The following is a 20,861-nucleotide window of genomic DNA, read 5'->3' on the forward strand; positions in this document are numbered from 1 at the left end:
TTCTGAAGCGATGAACGCGAAGGAGATTCTAATGAAGAAACGTCAACTGGGCAGCCTTGAGGTGTCCGCTCTCGGCTACGGCTGCATGGGGCTTGATTCGACCTATGGCAAACCGCTTGAGCGAGCCGAAGCGATCAAGATGATTCACGCGGCGGTTGACCACGGCGTCACCTTCTTCGACACGGCCGAGGTCTACGGGCCATTCACGAACGAAGAACTCGTGGGTGATGGCCTCGCCCCCTTCCGCGACAAAGTAGTCATCGCAACCAAGTTCGGCTTCGGCATCAATCCTGACGGCTCCCGCTACGGCCTCACCAGCCGTCCTGAACACATCCTGGGTGCAGTCGAGCAGTCGCTCAAGCGGCTCAAGACGGATGTCATTGACCTGTACTATCAACACCGTGTCGACCCCGCAGTGCCGATCGAGGACGTGGCCGGGGTTCTCGGTCAGCTTATCGAGCAAGGCAAGGTGAAGCACTATGGCCTTTCCGAAGCGAGCGCGGGAACCATTCGCCGCGCTCACGCTGTTCAGCCGATCACCGCCGTCCAGAGCGAATATTCGCTATGGACGAGAAATGTAGAACACAACCATGTTCTTGCGGCCTGCGAGGAGCTGGGAATCGGCTTCGTTCCCTGGAGCCCTCTGGGCGCGGGGTTTCTGGCGGGTGCGATTACTGCGGACACCAGGCTCGATTCTTCCGATTTCCGCAGCAACGTTCCACGCTTTGCGGCGGAAGCGCGCGCAGCGAACTTGGTCCTGGTCGGCGCCTTGAAACAGGTCGCGGAACAGAGGGGGGTAACGCTGGCGCAAATTGCGCTCGCCTGGTTGCTGGCGCGGAAGCCTTGGATCGTTCCGATTCCGGGCACCACGAAGTTGCACCGGCTCGAAGAGAACCTCGGCGCCGTCGATGTCCAATTGACCACGTCCGATTTCACGGCAATCGAGGGGACCGTTTCAAGCACTCTCATTCTGGGTGAGCGCCTCAATAAAGCGGCGTTGGAACTGGTCGATCACTGAGGACTTCGATCTTGATGACCGAAGCGCAGTCCTCGAGGGCATAAGCCGCCGTGTACAGTGCTTCGGCTTCGTACTCGAGGAGCGACTGACGCCAGCTCTGCTTGACTCTGTCGCTATCGCAGCGCCAAACCAAAGCTCGGTCACTCCTTTGATGAATGGGGCATAACCCTTTGCGCAACGAAGCGACACGATTCATGCAGGAGAAAGCGACCATCGTCCCTTCCTGGAATGAGAATGCGCGAACGCTAACCTCGGATCGTCGCTCCGAGGTTTCCTTGCCCTATCACTGCCAAAACTACGATGGCGCTTGTTCTATGCTAGGCGTGGTCAGAGCGGCACGTTACTTTGCGCTCGAGGCAAGCGGGATTGGTAAAGAGGGTCGGAACTAGCGCGGTACTGCATGAGCTCATTCGGTACTGCAATGCTGTAGTGGAGGAGGCGCGGCGTCGTCGAGGGACAAACTGGCGATCGAGTAAGAGCTTGAAATGAAAGGAAAATGCCCCGATAGTCAGTTTTGAATTTCCGTCGGCCCCGAAAATCAGCTGTTCCGGACAAGATGATAAGCGAAATAACATGTTAGCGCGTCGATTTTCCGTGGCGCCGATGATGGATTGGAGCGAGAGTTCAAGTTTTTCAAGTGGTTAGAAGGCGGCGTGTGCACGACGTGTGCACCGGGAGATCAAGAAAAATCCATTGAAGGCCGGCGCTGGCCATCGAGATAGAAGTGGATTGCTGTCCCGAGAAGCGTCGAGGGCCTTAGAGCCAGGTGACGGGGAAACGGTTTGCATCTTAACCTGCAACTTGGAAGCGCCTCGCCAGAGTTCAGCGCTGGGAGGATCACCGCTCCTCCTCACTGGAAAGCCAAGGCCGCGATACATCACCGTTTTTTGGAATTGAGCGCCAGAGCAGCGCTACGAGCTACGGTGGCAAGCTACGACTAGCTGCCAAAATTCGATTCCAACGAGCCAACGCCGGCTGCCGATGATGTGCCGGTTGATCCAACACATGGTTGTCTACGCATCTGGGCCACAAGAGGGCTTACGATCCGGTAGGCTGAGCGCGCCTATCGCGGAGAGGAATGACAAGCTAGCTTAAAGGAGCAGAACGCTCAGCCAGAGCTCGTGGCCGGCTATTCAAGTTCCGAAAAGGCGCTGCCAATCACCATCACGGGATCGCTGTCCTTAGCTTCGGCTCTGGCCAATTAAGGCAGGACGTTTCTTGGAGGGTGACGAGGACCAAAAATAACAATAGATTTCAAAGCGTTGAGCATTCAGTTCTGTTCCGGGGTGTCGCTTCTTGTATTTTTCCCGAAACCGCTTTGAATAGCCGGGGGGAGACGCGGCGCCGATTCGGCCTACGCGGTACCCGGATTCGAAAGTAGCGAGGTACGTTTGATCATTCGGCGAATGCAGGTCGAAGGCGGTTTCTTGGATGGGCTCGACCTACGGTTTGAGGAAGGGTTGAACGTTCTCATTGGCGGCAGGGGTACGGGTAAGTCATCGGTTATCGAGCTCATTCGATACTGCCTCGATGTCCGTGGGTCCTCAAGCGAGGAGGACGCCAAACGAGCTCGCGAGCAAGCCCTCTCGGTGTTGCAAGATGGGCAAGTCACGCTTTCGATCGAAGACGCCGGCAGCAATCTTCTAGTCTCCCGTTCTGTAGATGCCGATCCCGAGGGGCTCGAGCCGGATCTCGCCCGTCCACTTATTTTTTCGCAGACCGATGTCGAATCCTTCGGCCTCAGTGCTCGCGGTAGGCTCAACATCATCGATTTCTTTTCGCCGGATAGCTCGGCACAAAGAGCCGAGGAGCGGAAAAGAGTAACGCAAATTCAGTCTCTGACCACCGAAGTTCGCGGCTTGCTTCGCGAAGCCGATCATATAGCTGACCGTCTTTCTGGTGCGGAAAGTGTCCAGGCTGAGCTTGCTCGCGCTGAAGCACGTGCCGCAGAAATGTCCAAGACCTCTCAGCAACTTGAGCAAAAGCAGAGGCAGCTTGAGGCGCTTTCGGCACAAAGTGCCAATCTCTCCGTACGCCAGGACGCCCTTCGGCGAGCGCAGGACGCTGCCTCGGAATATCGAGAGACATTGCTAGAAACTCAGCTGTTCGGGTTTACACTGGACGACTGGCCTGCCACCGCTGGAGCCGATCTCCTCAAGCCAGCGCGTCTCAAGTTGGGGCATGCCGACAAGCGGGTCAAAGAAGCGCTTGACCTGCTCGCCGAAGTAATTGGTGAGATCGAGAGAACAATCAAATCGGTCGAAAAGGAGCGGGCGCCTCTGGAGGAACAGGCCCGCATCATTCGCCGCGAAGTTGAAGGACTGAAGGAAGGAGCAGGTGCCGCCGCGCGGCAACTAGCTGGGCTTCGCGAGCAATCTACACAATTGGAGGCTCTCAGAACGTTGCGTGCTCAGAAATTGGAGCGAGTGGGCCGCGTGCAAAAACAGCGACGCGGGCTGCTCGACCAGCTCGACTCGCTGCGCGAGGCGCGTTGCGCGGAACGGCAGCGGGTCGCAAAATTGCTAACAAAGAATCTTTCGCCACTTATTCGAGTAAAGATTCGTCAATCAGCGGAAGTGGCAGAGTTCATTGGCGCGATCACAAATGCTCTCCGTGGAAGTGGGTTGCGCTATAATGAGTTGGCTCAAGCGCTTGCAATCGCAATGACTCCGCGGGAGTTGGTCGAGGCCGCCGAAAGCGACAATATCAGCTTCTTAAGCAAGACAGCGAAGATCAGCAGTGAGCGGGCTCAGCGAATAGCCGCGCAGCTACGTTCGGCCGGTGTCGAGGGCATAATAGGTCTAGCTCTAGACGATGCCGCCGATTTCGAACTTCTTGATGGTACCCAATTCAAGTCTATGGGCGAGCTGTCTGTGGGACAACGTTGCACCGTCGTGCTTTCGATTTTGCTTCAACATCCCGACCGCGTTCTGATCGTCGATCAGCCTGAGGATCATCTCGATAACGCTTTCATTGCCGAAACGCTCATCGGGGCAATTCGTCGACATTCTGAGCGCAGCCAACTGATCTTCTCGACTCACAATGCTAACATTCCGGTTTTGGGAGAGGCCAGCCAGGTTGTGACGTTGGGTTCAAATGGGCAACGAGGGTTCGTGGTCCATGCAGGTCCGCTGGACGCTCCAAAGTCAGTCAAAGCTATAAGCAGTGTCATGGAAGGCGGCGATGAAGCGTTCCGCACGCGAGCCGCATTCTATGGCCGTTCGACAAACAGATGACGCCTGAACAATTTACGGCTCTTGTCACATCGAAACGATCTGCCGATCGTCGATTGGCGGGTCGCGAGATCGCTGCGAATCCAGGGTTGGTCGAGCGAGCCATTATTGAAGCGGCATACCATAATGAAAGCGTGCCGTACATTCGGCAGCAATTCGCTGCTGCGCTCGAAGCATTGAACGCAAGCCAACCCGCTGCGGAGGAGCCCCCGGCGGAGCAGGCGCGTGCGATTTACGATGAGGCGTTCTTAAGGGCAATGCGGACAGTCACGGAACGTGTGTTGCACCAGCTTAACCCCCTAATCGGCGATATCGAACATGCTGCTGCCGCAGAGGTCCCCAACTTCGGTTCAAGCCGGACGAAGACAGCAGTAGGTCAGATGCAGTTGCAGGCTGCAGCGATCGAGAAGCTGTATAATGCCTCAAAGCCGGCCATTATTGAGGAATTTGATCTCGCCACTGTCATTCGCAATTGTTTACCGAACGACCTCGAGCATCAACGATGCAGCGTCAGCTTTGCTGGCGTTCAGCCATTGATGGTTCAGGGGGACTCCTCTCTTGTGACAATTGCCGTGACCAACGGAATCAGAAACGCGATTGAGGCTTGCCTGCCTACGGCGAAGGAAGATCACAAACCCGCAATCATTATCAATTGGGGGAAGAGCGACCGCGACAATTGGATCTCTATTATCGACGAAGGCGTGGGCTTCACCGGAAGCATTCCTGGCGCCTTTGAGATAGGGACCAGTTCAAAAGGGCACAGTGGTCACGGATTGCCTGCGGCTAAGGCTGCCATGCTTTCACTCTCCGGCACGATTGAGCTTCTTCCACAGAAGGACAGGGGGTGCGCTCTCACGCTCAGCTGGCCGATGATAACCGGACGGAACTGAGGATAGAGCCATGCGCTGCCTTTTAGTAGAAGATGAGCCGGCCCGAGTCGCCGCGATACTTCCGGACCTGATGCGGCTCTTTGGCAGGGACGCGGTTGAGGTGGCACAGGATCGTGATACCGCGATCGTGCGTGTAAACGCGAAGGCGTTCGATCTGATTGTGCTGGACCAACGCATTCCAAGCGCGCCTGGTCAGTTAGACCCCGACGTAGCACATGGAAGAGCGGTGCTTGAACAGGTTCGCCAAGTCGCCCCTGATACGATTGTATATTTTTTGACAGCTCTGCCGATGGGAGACGAATATGTAGATCATTTGGTAGCTCAAGCACAGCATTGTGACGTCTTTGGCGATCGTCGCGCCGTCCCGGTTGTTCGCAGATTTCAGAAATCAATGCTAGCGCCGTTCTTCGCTGCTGTCGAAGACATTGCGGCAACCGCGCGAACTACCGATCAGATCGAAATTAATACGAAGGGCGCTGGCATACAGTTAAGCGACGAGGAAGCGCGGTTGGTTCGCTGCTTCGGCAGATTGCAGGAGGGCGTCTGCGTTGACGTCGAAATTCTAAGCGATGGCCTTTCCGGCGCGCGGGTGCTGAAAACTGACGTAAAGAACAGCAAAGGCGAAGTCCGCATATCTGCCGTAGCAAAACTGAGCCGGCATGACGCCATTGCCAACGAGGTGAAGCGTTATGAGCAGGAAGTGATACGCTTGCCCGCAGGCAGCTATGCTCCGCTTTTGCCACCACCTGTGGCGCGCGTCTTAGCCAGTCGCAGCGCATTTTACCGGCTTCTTGAAGGTTATGATCGATCTATATTTCAGATCCTCCAAGCTTCTGATGAGAACGCAGCGGCATGTGTGAAGTCGCTACAGGATTGCGAGGCCACTTGGGCGAAGAAGCCGAATGTGCAGAAGGGATCGATTGGCGACTTCGCGAAGCTTTTGGTATGGGAAGACCGCCTACCGGCCATTCATTCCTGTTTAGACGGGATAGACTGGCAAGCGTACGAACAGCGCGAAATCTCTGTTAACGTTTGCACGCGCCACGGCGATCTACATGGAGAGAACGCTCGAGCCAACGCAACGCTTCAGGTCATGCTGCTGGACTATGGCTCAGTAGATCCACTGCCGAGCGCTATCGATGCTGTGACGCTTGAATTGAGTGCATTTTTTCATCCGCACGGCTGTCGCAGCCTATTGCGGTGGCAAGCCGGGGATAAACCAGTTGATTGGTTCGATCGCGAAGCTTTTAGCAGCCTAACTACGGTTCCAAATTTCATACGAGCTACTCGCGCCTGGGCACATGCTGATGGTTTCGGAGATCGCGAGGTACTTGCTTGTGCGTACATTTACGTCCTTCGACAAATGCAGTTTCCAAACACGGATCGTGACCTCGCCGCGGCGATACTCGCCGGTATTGTCGCCAGAGGTCTGAAAGGTTGATGGCGCGTAAGCGTAATCAAAGTGGCGCCATGATATCAATCGTAACCCTCGACTGATTTGTGGGCGCTAAACGGTCAATCAAGTCTTGTGTCCATCGCGAACGGCATAGGATACCTCAAGCAAACGATCATCGTTATGGATGCCACGCTAGATCCCGAGCGGCGTTCCTTAGCCCTGTCCATGTCGTCACTTTGGGCTCAAGCAATTGACCAAGCGGAAGAGGCTTCTGGCTCCACGGATAAGCACAGATGTCCGAACCAGGCCTGAGCTGCCAAGCGGCTTACGGTGACGCCAGCGAGATTATTCTTCAAGCCAGTCATGATATTTGCTCTCGTGAAACCAAACCCACCAGTCTTTTATGACCCACCCCGAGCCTTACCGGCAGCGAGAATACACGCTCCCGTTATGACACGTAAGCGGACTAGGGAGCCCTACCCACCGACTGGCTCGCGGGGGTGGGAGGGGCTGCCAGTGAACCGGTGTGTTTACGGCTCCGCCACCCATTAGCGGGTCATATCCCAGCGGCAAAAGTAAAAGACGCCTTCTAGGTTTGCCGAATACGTCGTATTGGAAGAGATGAAGTCGCTGAAATTGAAGCCGGATGCATGCTTGATCAGGAAATAGCGCCGTGAGCCGGATTGATCGACAGCAGCCGGGCATGAGGGCGGAGCCTGATAGCGGCACCAACAGGACTGATCTTGCGCTGATCAGCCTCGGCGTTGCTACGACCAAGGCTGTAAAGCTCAGGGAGGCAGGCCATACGGTCACCAAGCTAAAGCAGATGACGCGCGCCGAGCTGACAGAGCTAGGGCTCAACAAGCTGGTCGTTGACAACATCCTTGGAAGCGGCCGGCCGCCTGTACCTCCAAAGAATCTGATCGCGGTTTTATTCGCCAACCGTTTCACATGCTGCGTCTGCCGGAAGCGGAAACGAGGCGTGATCGTCCATCACATCAGGAAATGGGCTGAAACGCGCGATCACGGGGTGGACAATTTGTCCGTGCTCTGCACGCTGGATCACGCGAAAGTCCACACCAAGAGCGAGCTAACGCAGAACATCGATGAAACGACCCTCCGCAGCTTCAAGCAGCGGTGGGAGGCCGAGATTGTTCAGATGGACGCCGAGGCCATTCTTGATCAATCGCGTCAGCATCATGCCGCATGGGTCTACTTCAACCACCATCGGCTTTTTGACCTCGCTGTCCAGAACCAGGTGAAATTCAGCGACCTCGAAGCCTTCGATATAGCCAAGAGGCAACAGCTCTGTGACCGGAATGGCTTTCTTGTGCCCCGGAACCTCGATACAGGCTGGATGTATGGTGATAGCTACGGCCGGGTTCTCTACGCATATGTGCGAGACGTTTTGCATGCGACCCTTGAGAAGATGACCATCGCCAATATCTCGGACGATCTGGAGAGAGGCGTGCTGTCGGCTCTGCTCAAGCCTTCCGATTTCATCCTGGTGCAAGGGCTGCACAGCTTCGCCAAGCAGAACTCAGTAGACAAGGGGCCGGGGCAGACCACGGATGGCACTAGGAGGGCAAACAGCGTGAGCGTCGAGTTCACTCTCGACCGGTTCGAGGCCACGTCATCTTCGGCCCACGGTCGCTGGGTTTCCGGCAGCGTGGACGTGAGCAGCATAATTCGGGTTGGCACTATCACTTATGAAGGTGGCAAGCTGCGCATACAGGGGACCGTTCTTGCTATCGCGATGGGGTTCTCTGTATTCAAAACGCGGGAATACGCCAGCTTCCCATACCGCGCGGGTGTCTATCGAGTAGATGACGACTTCGGCGAAGATGATGACTCCTGGCTGGATGACGATAATGACGACGACGAAGAGTGAGGCTCACTTCTCAATCAGGCTGATGGTATAGTTGGTCTGCTCGATCGTATCGAACAGCTTCAGGCCGGATTTCTCCAGCAGCTGCTTGAACAGGTCGTCCATGTCCTTGTAGGCCGTCATGATCGGCTCGTGGGTCAGCGCCTTCTGCCAATCCGCCTTCAGGTTATCGATGATGTTCCGCTGGTCAGGCGTGGCGCTGGCCACGTTGTCGTACCGAATTTCGGCCGGTTTGCCGTGGGCGAGCGTGTCTCGCAGGTTCTTCATGTTACGGAATGAGCTAAGTGGCCGGGTCTCCCAGACAATTGGCATCTTGAAGGCGTTGAACACCACGGCGACCTTGCTCTCGATTGGGTCGCGCTCGATGTAACCCTTTAAGCACTTCATGCCGAAGAAATTGATGTGGGCCTCATTCGTGAAGGCGATTGAGGTTGCGCAAGCCAGATAGTCGAAGGCTATGCCGGTTCTGTCTCCGGATTCGATCTTCTTCTCAATCTGGCGTTTAACCAGTAAGCCGCGTTCGCGAGATGGTTATGCAAGTAGACGTCAGCCTTGCCGGTGACCTTGGCCTTGAGATCCTTGTCCATTTCCCGCCCCCTTAGTCCCCGCAAGCCAACTTGGCCGGCTTGCGCGCAAAGCCAGGCCTCCCGCTCAAATTCGGGGAGGTTGCATGGCCGGCATCGTAGCTACTTTCAAAGCGTTGTCACTGGACGAGATGATCGAGGTCTATCCGCAGATCACCGCGTGGCGGGTGCCAACGAAGGACGCTTAGCGGCTCCAACCCGACGCCGAGATCAGGCCCATAGGTTTAAGCCCGATGAGGCAAAAGCTACTGCTGCAAGGTCCTCCGGCTCGCCGCAGCTCCGACCGAAGATTGCCGGCCGCTGACGCTAGAAACGCCTCGGATTATCAATGCTGTTAACAGGACACCCTTGGCGCTTAAGCCAGGCCTATCCCTATGCAGTCGTTTCTGGCCCAGAAGAGGATATCCACTCCTCCGCACCGGGAGCTGCAAGTGACTGTAAAGGCATTATTTCTTGGCGGCTCAAGGAAGCGTTGCGAAAATAGCTACGGCGGATAGCTACAAATGTGCGCGCAAGATCAACTTGGTCGCCGGCATGGTCGGTCGATCGACTCGGCCGCAGCCTCTAGGATCTCGTCGACCTCTTGACCGAGTTGCAACGCTCGGCTGCGATCTTTACCTGGATCAGCGAGCGCTCGACACTAGCACGCCACCCGGTCGGGCGATGTCCCAAATGTGCGGTGTCGTTGCCAAGTGATCCGAGAGCGGGTCAACGCCGGGCTCGCGCGAGCTAAGGAGCGTAGCATTAAGCTAGGTCGGCCCGCGGTTAATTCATCGACCGAAACTCACATCCGCGCCCTTCGCGCCGAGGGTATGGGCATCCTCAAGATCGGCCGGAGCGTCGGCGTCGGTACCAGCGTTGTGCAGCGCGTCGTTACTTCGGCTGCAGAAGCATCCGGTTAGCCGGAATTGCATGAACTTCACTGATACCGCTCACCTGGCCAAGAATGGCCGAGCTGTTCCGGCCCGAAGCTTGTATGGCCACATTGCTTCATCCGCGATGGACAGCAAGCTATCGTGCCGATAATATCTTTGAGTTGTAACTTAATATCGCGATGCACTACCGCGCGAACTGATTTATTTGCGAGCGGTAACGGCCCTACCGCTCCTCCGCTTTATACGCGAACCAGATATCTAATTTGAAAAGGTGACGTGCGCTCGCTGAGCGCAAACAGTGATTGAACGGCGGAGTCCGTCGATGCTGGATGACATTGTCGAGAGATTGAAGCAAGGCAAGCTCCTGGAGCGCGATTATCAGGCGCTTGTGGAAGCGCTGAACACGGGTGAGGTCGTGGCTTCCGGCGTTGGGGCGATTGCGGGGGGCAGCATCGTAAACTCACATTTGACGACCTTCGTCTTGCAGTTCGGAAACGGAGCCGCGATCGAGATTCCGGAGGCGATCCTGGCAAAGCTAAGCGAGGCGGTGCGTGTGTCGCTCCCGCCGGTTCTTCACAACCTGCCCTCGGTCGCAGCAGCATTCACGGGACGTGGCCGGGAGGAGGACGAGATTGTCGCGGTCTTGGCCGGTCAAGGTGGATCGGCGACGATTTCGGCTTTGAAGGGCATTGGCGGAGCCGGCAAGACGGCGCTGGCAGTTAAGGTCGGCCATCGCCTGACTGTTCAGTTTCCAAATGCGCAATTGCTGATTGATCTGCGCGGTACGAGTGACGGGCCGATGGAGCCGAAGGCGGCTATGGAAAGCGTGATCCGTCGCTTTCATCCCAGCGGACGGCTTCCGGACGACGATGCGGCGATCTTAGAGATCTATCGCGACCTTCTACGCCAGAAGAAAGTGCTTCTTATCCTCGATAATGCCAGGGACACGGCGCAGGTGGGGCGGCTGCTCCCGCCAGCCCCTAGTGCTGCGATCGTGACGTCGCGTCAGGTGCTGCATCTTGCAGACGCCAAGAGTATCCGATTGGACGACCTGCCGCTACCTGACGCGACGACGTTTGTGCTGAAGCTGTTGGACGGGGAGCGGTCACTGACCGACGCGGAGCTTCGCAGGCTCGCTCAAGATTGCTGTTTCTGTCATCCCTTGTCCCTGAGGGTCGCAGCGCTGTTCTTGAAGAACCACCAGGGCCGCGGCATCTCGGACTACATCGCGTGCGTGGAGAAGGATTATTCGCGGCTGAAGCTGCGGGGATTGCCCTATCACGATGTGCTGGGGCTGATCGGCCGGAGCGTGGCGCAGCTGTGGGCCGAGGATGAGACGTTTTGCGCGGATTGGCGGGATCTGTCTGTATTTCCGTCCGGGTTCGACGCGGCAGCGGCGGCGGCGGTCTGGACGATCGATGACAAGAATGCCGGCTCAGATCGGCTTTGCGAGCTAGAAGCGTGGGGCCTGCTTGAGCCGATCGCGCATGATCGTTACCGGCTGCATGATCTTCTGCGGGATGTGGCACGGCGCGATTGGCCGGCGGAGAGGGCGGAGGCCGCTTCGCGGCGCCATGCGCAATATTTTGTATCGGTCCTGACGCGGGCGGAAGCGCTTTATCTTCTGGGTGGCGCGGCGATCGGGGTGGGGCTGTCGCTGTTCGACCAGGAGCGGGTAAACATCGAGGCTGGACAGCACTGGGCGGCGGCAGGAGCAGCGCGGTCGGTGGCTGCAGCGAGGCTGGCAGCGGCCTATGCGAACGCCGGCGTGAACGCTTTGAGCTTGAGGCTGCATCCGCGTGAACGGATTCGATGGGGCGAGGCTGCGTTAGAGGGCTGCCGCAGGACCGGGGACCGTTACGGCGAGAGCAACGCGCTCGGCAATCTCGGTAACGCCAACTACGATCTCGGCGAGACGCGCAAAGCGATCGAGCATTACGAGCAGGTTCTCACGATCGCCCGGGAGATTGGCGATCGTCGCGGCGCGGGCAATGTATTCTTAAATCTCGCGCGCGTTTATGCCGATCTTGGCGAAAATCGCAAGGCGATGGGGCATTACGAGCAGGCGCTGGCGATCTCACGCGAGATCGGAAACCGGAAACTTGAGGGCATCGTGCTTGGTAATCTTGGGCTGGTCTATACCAACCTGAACGAGATCCAAAAGGCGATTGAACACTTCGAGCAGAGTCTAACTATCGCGCGCGAGTTCGGGAATCTCCATGTCGAGAGTAATGGACTCAATAATCTCGGGCTCGTCTACGTAAAACTCGGCGAAACCCGGAAGGCTATCAATTGCCATGAGAAAAGCCTGGCGATGGCCCGCGAGATAGGAGACCGTCGGCGCGAAGGCGAGGCGATGGACCATCTTGGGCTCGCCTACGCAAAGCTCGGCGAGACCCGCAAGGCCATCGATCACCACGAGATCGGCTTGCGGGTTGCCCGCGAGATCGGAGACCGTCGTGGCGAAGCCGCCACCCTTCTCAATATTGGGCACGGGTATGCCGCACTTGGCGAGACACGAAGGGCAATTGAACACTGGGAACAGAGCTTGGTCATCGCTCGGGAGATAGGACACCGGGACGGCCAAGCCGGCGCGCTCTCCAATCTCGGGGTCGCCTACGATGCTCTTGGCGAGGGTCGGAAGGGGATGGAATATTATCAGCAGTGCTTAGCCATCGTGGGTTATGAGGAGCCCTAAACTGGGTCCAAACTTGGACTCGACCAGCGATGGACAACTGGATCACGAAAAGAAAAAGACTCAAGCGGACTATACTTCCGGCACTCGAGACGGATTTCCTAAATGCTTCGCGCAATTGTCGGGATTTGATTGAGGAGAAGATTGTGATGAGTGGAAAAGATACACGCGCGTCCGGAGCAGGCTCCATCGCGGTCGGAGGTTCGGCTAAAAGTTCGACTATTTTGACCCACGTTATCGCGTCCAGCGACTCTAAAAGAAGCGAGCCGTCATCGAAAGGCGGCGGCAAAAGCTTTGTTGCTGAAGGTCCGGGTTCGGTCGTAGGGAATAACTTCGAGAACACCTATGTCTCAACTAACGTCAGCATCTTGTCAGCTCCCCAAGACCGTGCCGACGCCGTCCACTTTCCGCGCCTGGAGACACCGGTCGACGTCATCCTGCGTATCGCTCATGCCGGCTCCGAAATCCGTTTCGATGCGTTGACGCGCGATGAACGCCGGGTAGGGCCCTTCAAGAAGAGCGTCGGGACTCATCCAGAGGAATTTGCGAAAGAGCTGAGCGAGATCGGTCGCGGCGTCCTGCCGTCGGAAGAGCAGAGGGCCGGGCGATTGCGCAATATCGGGCTCGATATTGCAGCGCTTATTCCGAAGGAATTACTGGACGGGAATGATGCCGTACTCCGCGCGGCCCTGACGAAGAAGGGCGCAGGACCCTCGATCTTAATTCTGACTGACGACGCTTTCATCCCATGGGAATTGGCTTTGCTTCCTGCGGGCGGCGGGGGGGCCGGAAGGCGCTATCTCGGTGAGGCCGCAAGGGTTGGACGCTGGCCGATCAATGACGACTTCGCGGCGCCCCGCGCCGGGTTGGAGCTCGGAGACTTCCATGTCGTCGTTGCGTCATCTTATGAGACGACCGGCTCTCGCAGGGATTTGCCGCACGCAATTGCCGAGGCTGAGTTCGCCGTCACTAAGTTCGGAGCGATGCGTCACGAAGCCAATGGTGCGGAGATTGCAGAGTGGTTGGCCTCGCCACGACCGAACGCCGAAACGTTGCTGCTGGCCCTGCATGGCTACAGCGATCCGAGAGCCAACGAGCAGCGGCTGATTCTTGGTGACGGCCATGAAATGACACCAGCTGACCTGCTGGGTCTTGATGGAAAGGACCGGCCGCCGCGTCCCTACTCCGTCGTCTTCATCAACGCCTGTCAGGCCGGGACTGGCGGTCAGACCCTGGGGCAGGTGTCCGGCTTTCCGGGCACGTTGACCAGACGCGGCACTGGAGCCGTGATCGCGCCGCTGTGGGAAGTCGACGATGCCGGGGCTTGTCACTTCGCCAGGTGCTTCTTCACGAAGATGCTGGACGAGGCGATGGAGGCCGGCGTCGCCCTTAAGAGCTTGCGTCAGGACGCGGCGAGTCCCGGCATCACGCGGCTCGCCTACATTTTCTATGGCCATCCCTTGCTGAAACTCAACCAGGATTGATTCAGCCATGGCGAGCGATGTGAAACTTGACGGTGCCGGGCGCGCGCGGCTCAGCAGCAGGGCGATCACAGTAAGCGCACCCGGCTGGACTGGCTCGGCTCGACTGCGCGACCCCGCGCCATCGACAAAGCGCGGTCCGGTCGAAGTAGAAGTTCTGCCGGATGATGCTGTCCACGGCGCGGGAATGACGGTGGTTGCCGATCTCGAGATCCGGGCTGCGCCCGATCGGAACGTCACGACTGGCGCGCGCGGAGGTGCGGCCGCACCGGCGATCGCCGTCACGCTGGATCAGCCTCGACCCGATCGGGACTATGCGTTGTTGCAACGCGATGCCTCCGGCCTGCTTCGGTGGGTGTTTCCGAAACAAAAGGATGCAGGCAGTGTGAGCTTCTCCCTGAACCAACCGATCTCACACGCACCAAAAACGGGCGACGGCAAGCGTGGACCGTTGACGGCCGCCATGAGAATTGGCGCGCGCATCGTGAGCTGGGCGGCGGACGGCGTGACCGGAAAACTCGCTCGCCAGGTTGCGCTCGCTTGGGAGGAGAAGCGGCGGCCCTATTTCTTGAAGGCGATGGGGTGTGACGGGACGGAGGCCGAACCTGTCTGGGACAACCTGCTCTCAGGCCGAACACTACTGCTCGTTCATGGCACTTTCAGCACGCCCGGTGCGGGTTTCTATGGCCTGTTCGGCAGCGAAGAGTTCAACACCATTCTTTCCCGCTACGACAGGCGCTGCCTGGCTTTCGCCCATCCCTCCCTCAGCGCCGGCGTAGAGGACAACGTCGAGGAACTGATTGAGCGTCTCCGCAAGGCTTTGCCGGTATCAAAGAAGCTCGACGTCGATATTATTTGTCACAGTCGTGGCGGCCTCGTCTCGCGCGCGATCGCTGCGGCCGTCTCGATGGGAAAATTGCCGCTGCGCATCGGCAAGCTCGTGATGATCGGCGCGCCGAACCGTGGCACGCCCCTGACCGACATCACACACTGGAGGGACTTTATCGATTGTCACACCAATCTGCTGGTCGCGTTGCCTGACAGCGTTTCGACGGTCGGGTTGGAAGGAGTCCTGTGTCTTGTCAAGATTATCGGTGGTGGCGCGGTCCCGGGGCTACCGGGGCTCGCAGCGATGCAGGCCGGAGGCCAGCTCCTTGCCTCGCTCGGAAAGGAGAACCTCGGTGAGGTGCGGCTTTATGCCATTGTCGGGGATTTTTCGCCAGAACCTGACTCGGCCCTGGCTAGGCTACTGATGAAGGGCGGCAAAGCTGGGGTTGACGCCTTCTTTGGTGAAGCCAATGATCTCGTGGTGCCCACCAAAGGATGTCACGATCTAACGGGCGTCAAGGGGTTCCCGCTCGCGGCGGAGCGGATCCACCAATTCTCTGGACATACGGTGAATCACGTTACCTTCTTTCAATCGCGAAGTGTGCGTCAGACATTGGCGGCGGTGCTGGCCGACGATGACGGAAATCTGCCCGCTAATCAGACTTGAGAGTGTTTCGCGGTCAATGGAGTGACCTGTGCACGCGGAAATCATTGAAAGAGTGAGGAGGGGACAACTTCTCGACGGCGATATCCCCGCCATCATCGACGCATTGATGAGAGGCGACGTGCTTGCTTCGGCTGATGGTGCGATGGCTGTTGCTGGCGGAGTTTCCAACTCTTCTCTCAGCACTTTCGTCTTGAATTTCGGACATGACGCTAACGTCGAACTGCCCGAGCCAATCCTAGAGAGGCTCAGCGAGGCGGTACGCCTCTCATTGCCTGCGGTCCGTCACAATCTCCCGCCAGTCGAGTCAACGTTCACGGGCCGTGACCGGGAAGAAAAGGAAATTCTCTCCGTACTGACCGGCCATCGCTCGGCAGTTTTGAAGGGGATCGGCGGCGCCGGCAAAACGGCATTGGCGGTCAAGGTGGGACACCGTCTCACCCTTCAGTTCCCGGACGCGCAGCTGCTGTTCGATCTAGGCGGCAGGAGCAATGCTCCATCGTCACCACGCGCGACGATGGAGAATGTGATCCTACGCTTTTATCCTGGTACGCAGCTTCCAACGGAAGAAAAAGCCATTTCGGAACTCTACCGCGATCTCCTTCGTCGTAAGCGGGTTTTTCTTATCTTCGACAACGCTCGTGATGGATCGCAGGTCGAAGTGTTGCTTCCGCCTGACCCAAGCGCAGCCATCGTGACGTCCCGTGAAGAATTGTTTCTATCGGATGCCAAACGAGTGACCTTGGACGACTTACTGTTACCCGACGCAATGGCCCTAGTGACGAAGCTCCTAGATGGTGAACGATCATTATCGGACTCTGATCTCCGCCGGTTGGCTAAAGACTGCTGCTTTTGTCACCCGCTGTCTCTTAGAGTAGCCGCACTATACCTAAAGGGGCACAAGGGGCGTGGCGTGTCCGACTATATCGCAGGTGTCGTGGCCGATCGCACCAGGTTGAAGCTCGGACGGCGGTCCTATGACGATGTCTTGGCCGTCATAGGCCAAAGCGTCGAGCAGTTGCGGACTGAAGACAAGGCGCTATGCGCAAGATGGCGGGATCTATCGGTCTTCCCATCGGGGTTCGACGCGGCAGCCGCCGCCACGATATGGTCGATCGAAGACAGTGGCACGGCGTCTGACTACCTTTCTCAGCTTGAGGAGCGGGGAATCATCGAGGTGATTGGTGAAGACCGCTATAGGATGCACGATCTTCTGCGAGAAGTGGCAGAGCGAGATTGGCCAAAGGCTCGGTCAAAAGCGGCCGCACAGCAGCATGCAGTGCACTATCTTTTTGTCCTAAATCAAGCAAGCCAGCTTTATGCGCAGGATGGTTCGGCATCGACCGAAGGGCTCGCGTTATTCGACCAGGAACGCACAAATGTTGAAACCGGGCAGCGATGGGCATCAGAACAGAACCGGTCTATGGCTGCTGCAAAATTGGAGGTGCTTTATGCAGATGTTGGAGCAGACGTTTTGAGCCTCAGGCTCCATCCTCGCGAGCGCATCAGATGGTACGAATCCGCTCTACGCGGCGCGCTTCGGCTCGCAGACCTTCGTGGGCAAGGCGCCGCGCTGGGTAATCTTGGACTCGCGCACGCAGATGTCGGAGAGACTGAGAAGGCAATCGATAACCACAAGAGTGCTTTGACGCTTTCGCGAGAACTTGGTGATCGTCGGACTGAAGCGCAGGATCTTAGCAATCTCGGAATTGCGATTTCAAATCTTGGCCGGATTCGCGAAGCAATCTCCTTCTATGATCAGGCTGCTCTGATCGCGCGTGAGATGGGCGATCACTTAGCCGAGGGCTGCGCTAGCAACAATCTCGGTTTCGCTTATGCTCGCCTTAGAGAACCTCGCCGGGCCATTGAGTACTTTGAGAAAGCGTTAGTGTTCTCGCGCGGCAATCGTCGGAGCGAGGGCAGGGTACTCGGCAATCTTGGAATCGCCTACGCGGATCTTGGTGACGTTTCGAAGGCCATCAAATATCATGAACAAGCGCTGGCGATCTCGCGAGAGATGGACGATCGGCAAGCACAGTCAATGGATCTCGATGATCTGGGCAACATTTACGCACGGCTCGGTGAGACCAGTAAGGCGATCGAGCTTCACGAGAAGGGATTGGCAATCTCTCGCGCTATAGATGATCGACAGACGGAGGCCCGACATCTTCGCAGTTTAGGCGCTGTCTACGCCGGCATCCAAGAAGCTCGAAAGGCGATAAATTACTATGAGAGAGCTCTGGGCATTTTCCAGCTGATTGGAAACCGTCGCGACGAGGGCGGGACTCGCAAAGATCTAGGGGAAGCTCAGCTAGAGAGTGACTATGTAGTCGGGAGGAGCCAGCTGCAGGCGGCGCTGGCCATCTTTAAGGATATTGACGACCCTCGTGCCGAGGATGTCGCGAAGTTGCTTGTCAAGCTCGATCGAGGGAACAGCAACTGATGTGCACCCGCTGCCTGTTGTCTGCGATGATGGCGCCTTATTGGAGTCGTGCGACGTGCGACCGCGACGTCTCACGCATTCGGACCGCGGGGCTGGTTGGAGGCATAGATGTAGTTGATAGAAACAAAGCCATTTCGGCTCAGTCCCAGGAAGTAGTTGTTTGCGGGACGCGGAGTTGCATTTGGGCTAAGTCAGCCCATAGGTTGACTGGTTCTGGCTGGACCGCTCGCTAACGTTGTAGCGCTCTGGGTTGACTACCTGGCCGATCACGCCGCACAATTGCTAGGTTTGAGAGGACGTCCTGTTTCAAGGTTGTAATCATGGGGTTTATCAAGTTCACCAAAGGTAGAACACTCAGCGACGAGGATAGAAAGTCGCTGCAGAAGTTGCTCGACGATGAGCGCAAGAAAATCTTGGCGGACTTGAAAGTTGTCGATCACCGTTTGTCGAAGCTGAAAGCTTCAAAGAAGAAGACGAAAAAAGCCAAAAAGACGAAAACGAAGAAGACCACTCGCTAGACTTAGCCCTAAGGCCACGACTAAATCCTTCTACGGCCGAGAATTGGCTATCGGAGCCGCCAGCTGCGTCATCAACTCACAGTCAGTGCCGGACAAGATCGCTGGCGATCTAACCGTTATCACTCTCTCAGAAAGCACCGAGCCGAGTCGATTGCGCCACAAGATCTACGATGATCCGCAATGCGCGGTGGCCATAGCTGATTGGCTGGATCGCCAGACAGTGAAGTTAGGGACTCAATTCAGGACACAAATCGTCGGCCTTATCCGGTCCCGAGCTTCTGTCTGATCTGCAAAGATCGCTGCTCGGTACAAGTATCTTTCCCTTCAAACCCAACGTATGCAGTGGGTGATGGAAGATCCATTGGTGCGAGACGCCTATGAGGCCTCGCTTGCGCAAATTCCTGCGACCCCCGGCAGGACTGACGTATGATGGTAAAATTCGAGAGGCGCATCAGCGAGCGCGCCGAAGGTTAGAAACTCGCACCCGACAACAACAGAACTGCACCGATTGCCATAAGTAGAATGCCCGGCCAGTTTGCGCCAAGCCCCAGGAATCGCACGCCGCGCCTTGAGGGCTCGAGAGTGTCGGGAACCGGTCCGGAAGAACGTGGGCGGCTGAGCGATCCCCACCAAATAGCAGTGCGCGCCATATACAAGATGCCGCCGAAAACGAGCAGTGCGCCGAACACCAGCAGGATATTGCTCATAACCCGAAACTCCCGGGTTCGTGGTCGCCCCGATCACAACCTCCCTCAACGCGCGCGGCACTTTAAAGGTCCTACGCGGCACCGGCGCGTCGCCGATTGCTTTTTCCCCGTGGCCGGAGTCTGATCGGCCGCATGGGGCAACATCAGTACGACATCGACGAGCTCGCGCGCATGGAGCGGCTTTGCCCAGATCTTGCGGAGGAGAGCAGGGTGCCCGGCGAGGCCGAGGCACTGCGTGAGATGGCCGAAAACTACGGTCGCGAGGCCGCGAAAATGACCGTAGTCAGGACCGTGGATTGCGATCGACGAAAAGCGAAAAAACGTGCAATTTCAAGAAGGTTGACAGGACACCCCTTCCGCCCCACCGCTTGTCCACGCAAACCGTAGGACGGATTTCGCACGGCACGCAAAGTCCAAGCCGCTTTGCGGTCGAAGCGGCGGCGGCTCCACGATTTGAACGTACGGTGGGGCAGGGGAGTCGACGAACGTTTCTTTGATTGGCTCCAATCGGACATCGATTGCCGGAGCTAGCTCAAACTTGCCCATGATGGATTGGAGCGAGAGCTTAGGTTTTTCAAACGCTTAGAAGGCAGCGTGTGCACGATGTGTGCACCGGGAGATCAAGAAAAATCTTGCATCAGCCAAACGCGAGCAGGCTTTCTGAAGTGGACGAGCCGGTCGCGGGAAGCGTTACTTCTTCGCCACGTATTCGCGCGCAGCTCCGCAAACTATCTGTGATGCTCCGAGAACTATGTGCGGTTGCGTTCGGCCGGTCCCAAGGGCCCGGACCAGTTGTCACGTTCGACACCGGTCGCGGTCATCCCCGGCTGAGGGGGATCAGAACGTGCCGGGGTAGGCGCCACCGTCGATCAGGATGTTCTGTCCGGTGATATAGCCCGCGTGTTTTGAGCACAGAAATGCGCAAGTCGCTCCGAACTCGTCAGGGTGTCCGAACCGCTTGCTCGGATTACTTGCCCTGATCTCTTCAGTTAGATCGGCCACGTCGCGCGAAGAATTCCTCGCGAGGGCCGCGAGGTTGGATTTCAGCCGGTCGGTATCGAACGTGCCGGGCAAGAGATTGTTGACGGTCACGTTGTGCTCGGCGACGGAACGCGCGAGCCCGGCGACAAAGCCCGTCAGCCCGGTGCGGGCACCGTTCGATAGCGCGAGCATCGCAACCGGCGCCTTCACGGCGTGCGACGTGATGTTGACGATACGACCGAACTTGCGCGCGATCATGCCATCGACCGTCGCCTTGATGAGTGCGATCGGCGACAGCATGTTGCCGTCGATCGCCTTGATCCAGTCGTCGCGCCCGAAATTCCTGAAGTCGCCGGGCGGTGGTCCGCCGGCGTTGTTGATGAGAATGTCGGGATCAGGGCAGGCGGCGAGAATGGCCTCGCGACCTTCGCTGGTCGTGACGTCAGCCAGGACGATACTGGGCCGAAGGCCGCTTGCCTGCGCAATATCATCGGCGGCACTCTCTAGTACGTCGCGCCGTCGTGCCACGATGACGAGCTCGACGCCTTCACGCGCCAGGGCCATGGCGGAAGCCTTGCCCAAGCCCTGGCTGGCGGCGCACACGATGGCCCTGCGGCCTCTCAATCCCAGATCCATATTCCCTCGTGAGGTCTGCCCGCT

The 20,861-nt window shown here is 57.6% G+C and carries 14 protein-coding genes; 10 read left to right on the plus strand and 4 right to left on the minus strand.

Going from position 1 to position 20,861, the window contains the following annotated elements; genetic code table 11:
• Nucleotides 1-31 precede the first annotated feature (31 nt).
• The 5 genes from IVB27_RS40420 (at nt 32) to IVB27_RS40440 (ending at nt 8,428) form a co-directional block, all read left to right on the plus strand.
• Complete coding sequence (locus tag IVB27_RS40420) at nt 32-1,018, plus strand: aldo/keto reductase (RefSeq protein ID WP_247448093.1); 987 nt, start codon at nt 32-34, stop codon at nt 1,016-1,018.
• Between the two features lie 1,391 nt (nt 1,019-2,409).
• The gene (locus IVB27_RS40425) at nt 2,410-4,254 is read left to right on the plus strand and encodes an AAA family ATPase (protein WP_247448094.1); all 1,845 of its coding nucleotides are present in this window, start codon (nt 2,410-2,412) and stop codon (nt 4,252-4,254) included.
• Nucleotides 4,251-5,141 carry an ATP-binding protein gene (locus tag IVB27_RS40430; protein WP_247448095.1) on the plus strand — a complete coding sequence of 297 codons (891 nt, stop codon included), beginning with the start codon at nt 4,251-4,253 and terminating at the stop codon, nt 5,139-5,141. Before IVB27_RS40425 ends, IVB27_RS40430 begins: the two co-directional genes overlap by 4 nt.
• A 10-nt stretch (nt 5,142-5,151) precedes the next feature.
• Nucleotides 5,152-6,582 (plus strand): response regulator, encoded by a 1,431-nt coding sequence (locus IVB27_RS40435; RefSeq protein ID WP_247448096.1) that lies wholly within the window; start codon nt 5,152-5,154, stop codon nt 6,580-6,582.
• Between the two features lie 628 nt (nt 6,583-7,210).
• Nucleotides 7,211-8,428, plus strand: coding sequence for an HNH endonuclease signature motif containing protein (locus tag IVB27_RS40440; RefSeq protein ID WP_247448098.1), 1,218 nt, complete (start codon nt 7,211-7,213; stop codon nt 8,426-8,428).
• 3 nt (nt 8,429-8,431) lie between these two features.
• Here the strand turns inward: IVB27_RS40440 and IVB27_RS40445 are convergent, their stop codons facing one another.
• The gene (locus IVB27_RS40445) at nt 8,432-8,812 is read right to left on the minus strand and encodes a hypothetical protein (protein ID WP_247448099.1); all 381 of its coding nucleotides are present in this window, start codon (nt 8,810-8,812) and stop codon (nt 8,432-8,434) included.
• A 68-nt stretch (nt 8,813-8,880) separates the two neighbouring features.
• Complete coding sequence (locus tag IVB27_RS43085; RefSeq protein WP_256468513.1) at nt 8,881-9,012, minus strand: hypothetical protein; 132 nt, start codon at nt 9,010-9,012, stop codon at nt 8,881-8,883.
• A 1,194-nt stretch (nt 9,013-10,206) separates the two neighbouring features.
• Here IVB27_RS43085 and IVB27_RS40450 point away from each other — a divergent pair.
• The 5 genes from IVB27_RS40450 (at nt 10,207) to IVB27_RS40470 (ending at nt 18,513) form a co-directional block, all read left to right on the plus strand.
• A complete protein-coding gene (locus IVB27_RS40450) occupies nt 10,207-12,582 on the plus strand; it encodes a tetratricopeptide repeat protein (protein WP_247448100.1) in 2,376 nt (791 codons plus the stop codon).
• A gap of 29 nt (nt 12,583-12,611) precedes the next feature.
• Nucleotides 12,612-14,063, plus strand: coding sequence for a CHAT domain-containing protein (locus tag IVB27_RS40455; protein ID WP_247448101.1), 1,452 nt, complete (start codon nt 12,612-12,614; stop codon nt 14,061-14,063).
• Nucleotides 14,064-14,070: 7 nt separating this feature from the next.
• A complete protein-coding gene (locus tag IVB27_RS40460) occupies nt 14,071-15,555 on the plus strand; it encodes an esterase/lipase family protein (protein ID WP_247448102.1) in 1,485 nt (494 codons plus the stop codon).
• A 28-nt stretch (nt 15,556-15,583) separates the two neighbouring features.
• Nucleotides 15,584-17,995, plus strand: coding sequence for an ATP-binding protein (locus IVB27_RS43485; RefSeq protein ID WP_247448103.1), 2,412 nt, complete (start codon nt 15,584-15,586; stop codon nt 17,993-17,995).
• Between the two features lie 320 nt (nt 17,996-18,315).
• Nucleotides 18,316-18,513: a hypothetical protein gene (locus IVB27_RS40470; RefSeq protein WP_247448104.1), complete on the plus strand. Its 198-nt coding sequence runs from the start codon at nt 18,316-18,318 to the stop codon at nt 18,511-18,513.
• Nucleotides 18,514-18,983: 470 nt separating this feature from the next.
• On the opposite strand, the gene IVB27_RS40475 is transcribed toward IVB27_RS40470, so the two are convergent.
• The gene (locus IVB27_RS40475; RefSeq protein ID WP_247448105.1) at nt 18,984-19,220 is read right to left on the minus strand and encodes a hypothetical protein; all 237 of its coding nucleotides are present in this window, start codon (nt 19,218-19,220) and stop codon (nt 18,984-18,986) included.
• 837 nt (nt 19,221-20,057) lie between these two features.
• Nucleotides 20,058-20,837 carry an SDR family oxidoreductase gene (locus IVB27_RS40480; protein WP_247448106.1) on the minus strand — a complete coding sequence of 260 codons (780 nt, stop codon included), beginning with the start codon at nt 20,835-20,837 and terminating at the stop codon, nt 20,058-20,060.
• Between the last annotated feature and the right edge of the window lie 24 nt (nt 20,838-20,861).

It is taken from the genome of Bradyrhizobium sp. 197 (assembly GCF_023073375.1).
Classification (GTDB): Bacteria; Pseudomonadota; Alphaproteobacteria; order Rhizobiales; family Xanthobacteraceae; genus Bradyrhizobium.

Bases quoted from the DNA above. Each gene is read 5' to 3' on its own strand.
- IVB27_RS40445 (WP_247448099.1), bottom strand. From the start codon at position 8,812: ATGAAGTGCTTAAAGGGTTACATCGAGCGCGACCCAATCGAGAGCAAG.
- IVB27_RS40435 (WP_247448096.1), top strand. From the start codon at position 5,152: ATGCGCTGCCTTTTAGTAGAAGATGAGCCGGCCCGAGTCGCCGCGATA.
- IVB27_RS40455 (WP_247448101.1), top strand. From the start codon at position 12,612: ATGGACAACTGGATCACGAAAAGAAAAAGACTCAAGCGGACTATACTT.
- IVB27_RS40470 (WP_247448104.1), top strand. From the start codon at position 18,316: ATGGGGTTTATCAAGTTCACCAAAGGTAGAACACTCAGCGACGAGGAT.
- IVB27_RS40480 (WP_247448106.1), bottom strand. From the start codon at position 20,837: ATGGATCTGGGATTGAGAGGCCGCAGGGCCATCGTGTGCGCCGCCAGC.
- IVB27_RS43085 (WP_256468513.1), bottom strand. From the start codon at position 9,012: ATGGACAAGGATCTCAAGGCCAAGGTCACCGGCAAGGCTGACGTCTAC.
- IVB27_RS40475 (WP_247448105.1), bottom strand. From the start codon at position 19,220: ATGAGCAATATCCTGCTGGTGTTCGGCGCACTGCTCGTTTTCGGCGGC.
- IVB27_RS40420 (WP_247448093.1), top strand. From the start codon at position 32: ATGAAGAAACGTCAACTGGGCAGCCTTGAGGTGTCCGCTCTCGGCTAC.
- IVB27_RS40430 (WP_247448095.1), top strand. From the start codon at position 4,251: ATGACGCCTGAACAATTTACGGCTCTTGTCACATCGAAACGATCTGCC.
- IVB27_RS40460 (WP_247448102.1), top strand. From the start codon at position 14,071: ATGGCGAGCGATGTGAAACTTGACGGTGCCGGGCGCGCGCGGCTCAGC.
- IVB27_RS40450 (WP_247448100.1), top strand. From the start codon at position 10,207: ATGCTGGATGACATTGTCGAGAGATTGAAGCAAGGCAAGCTCCTGGAG.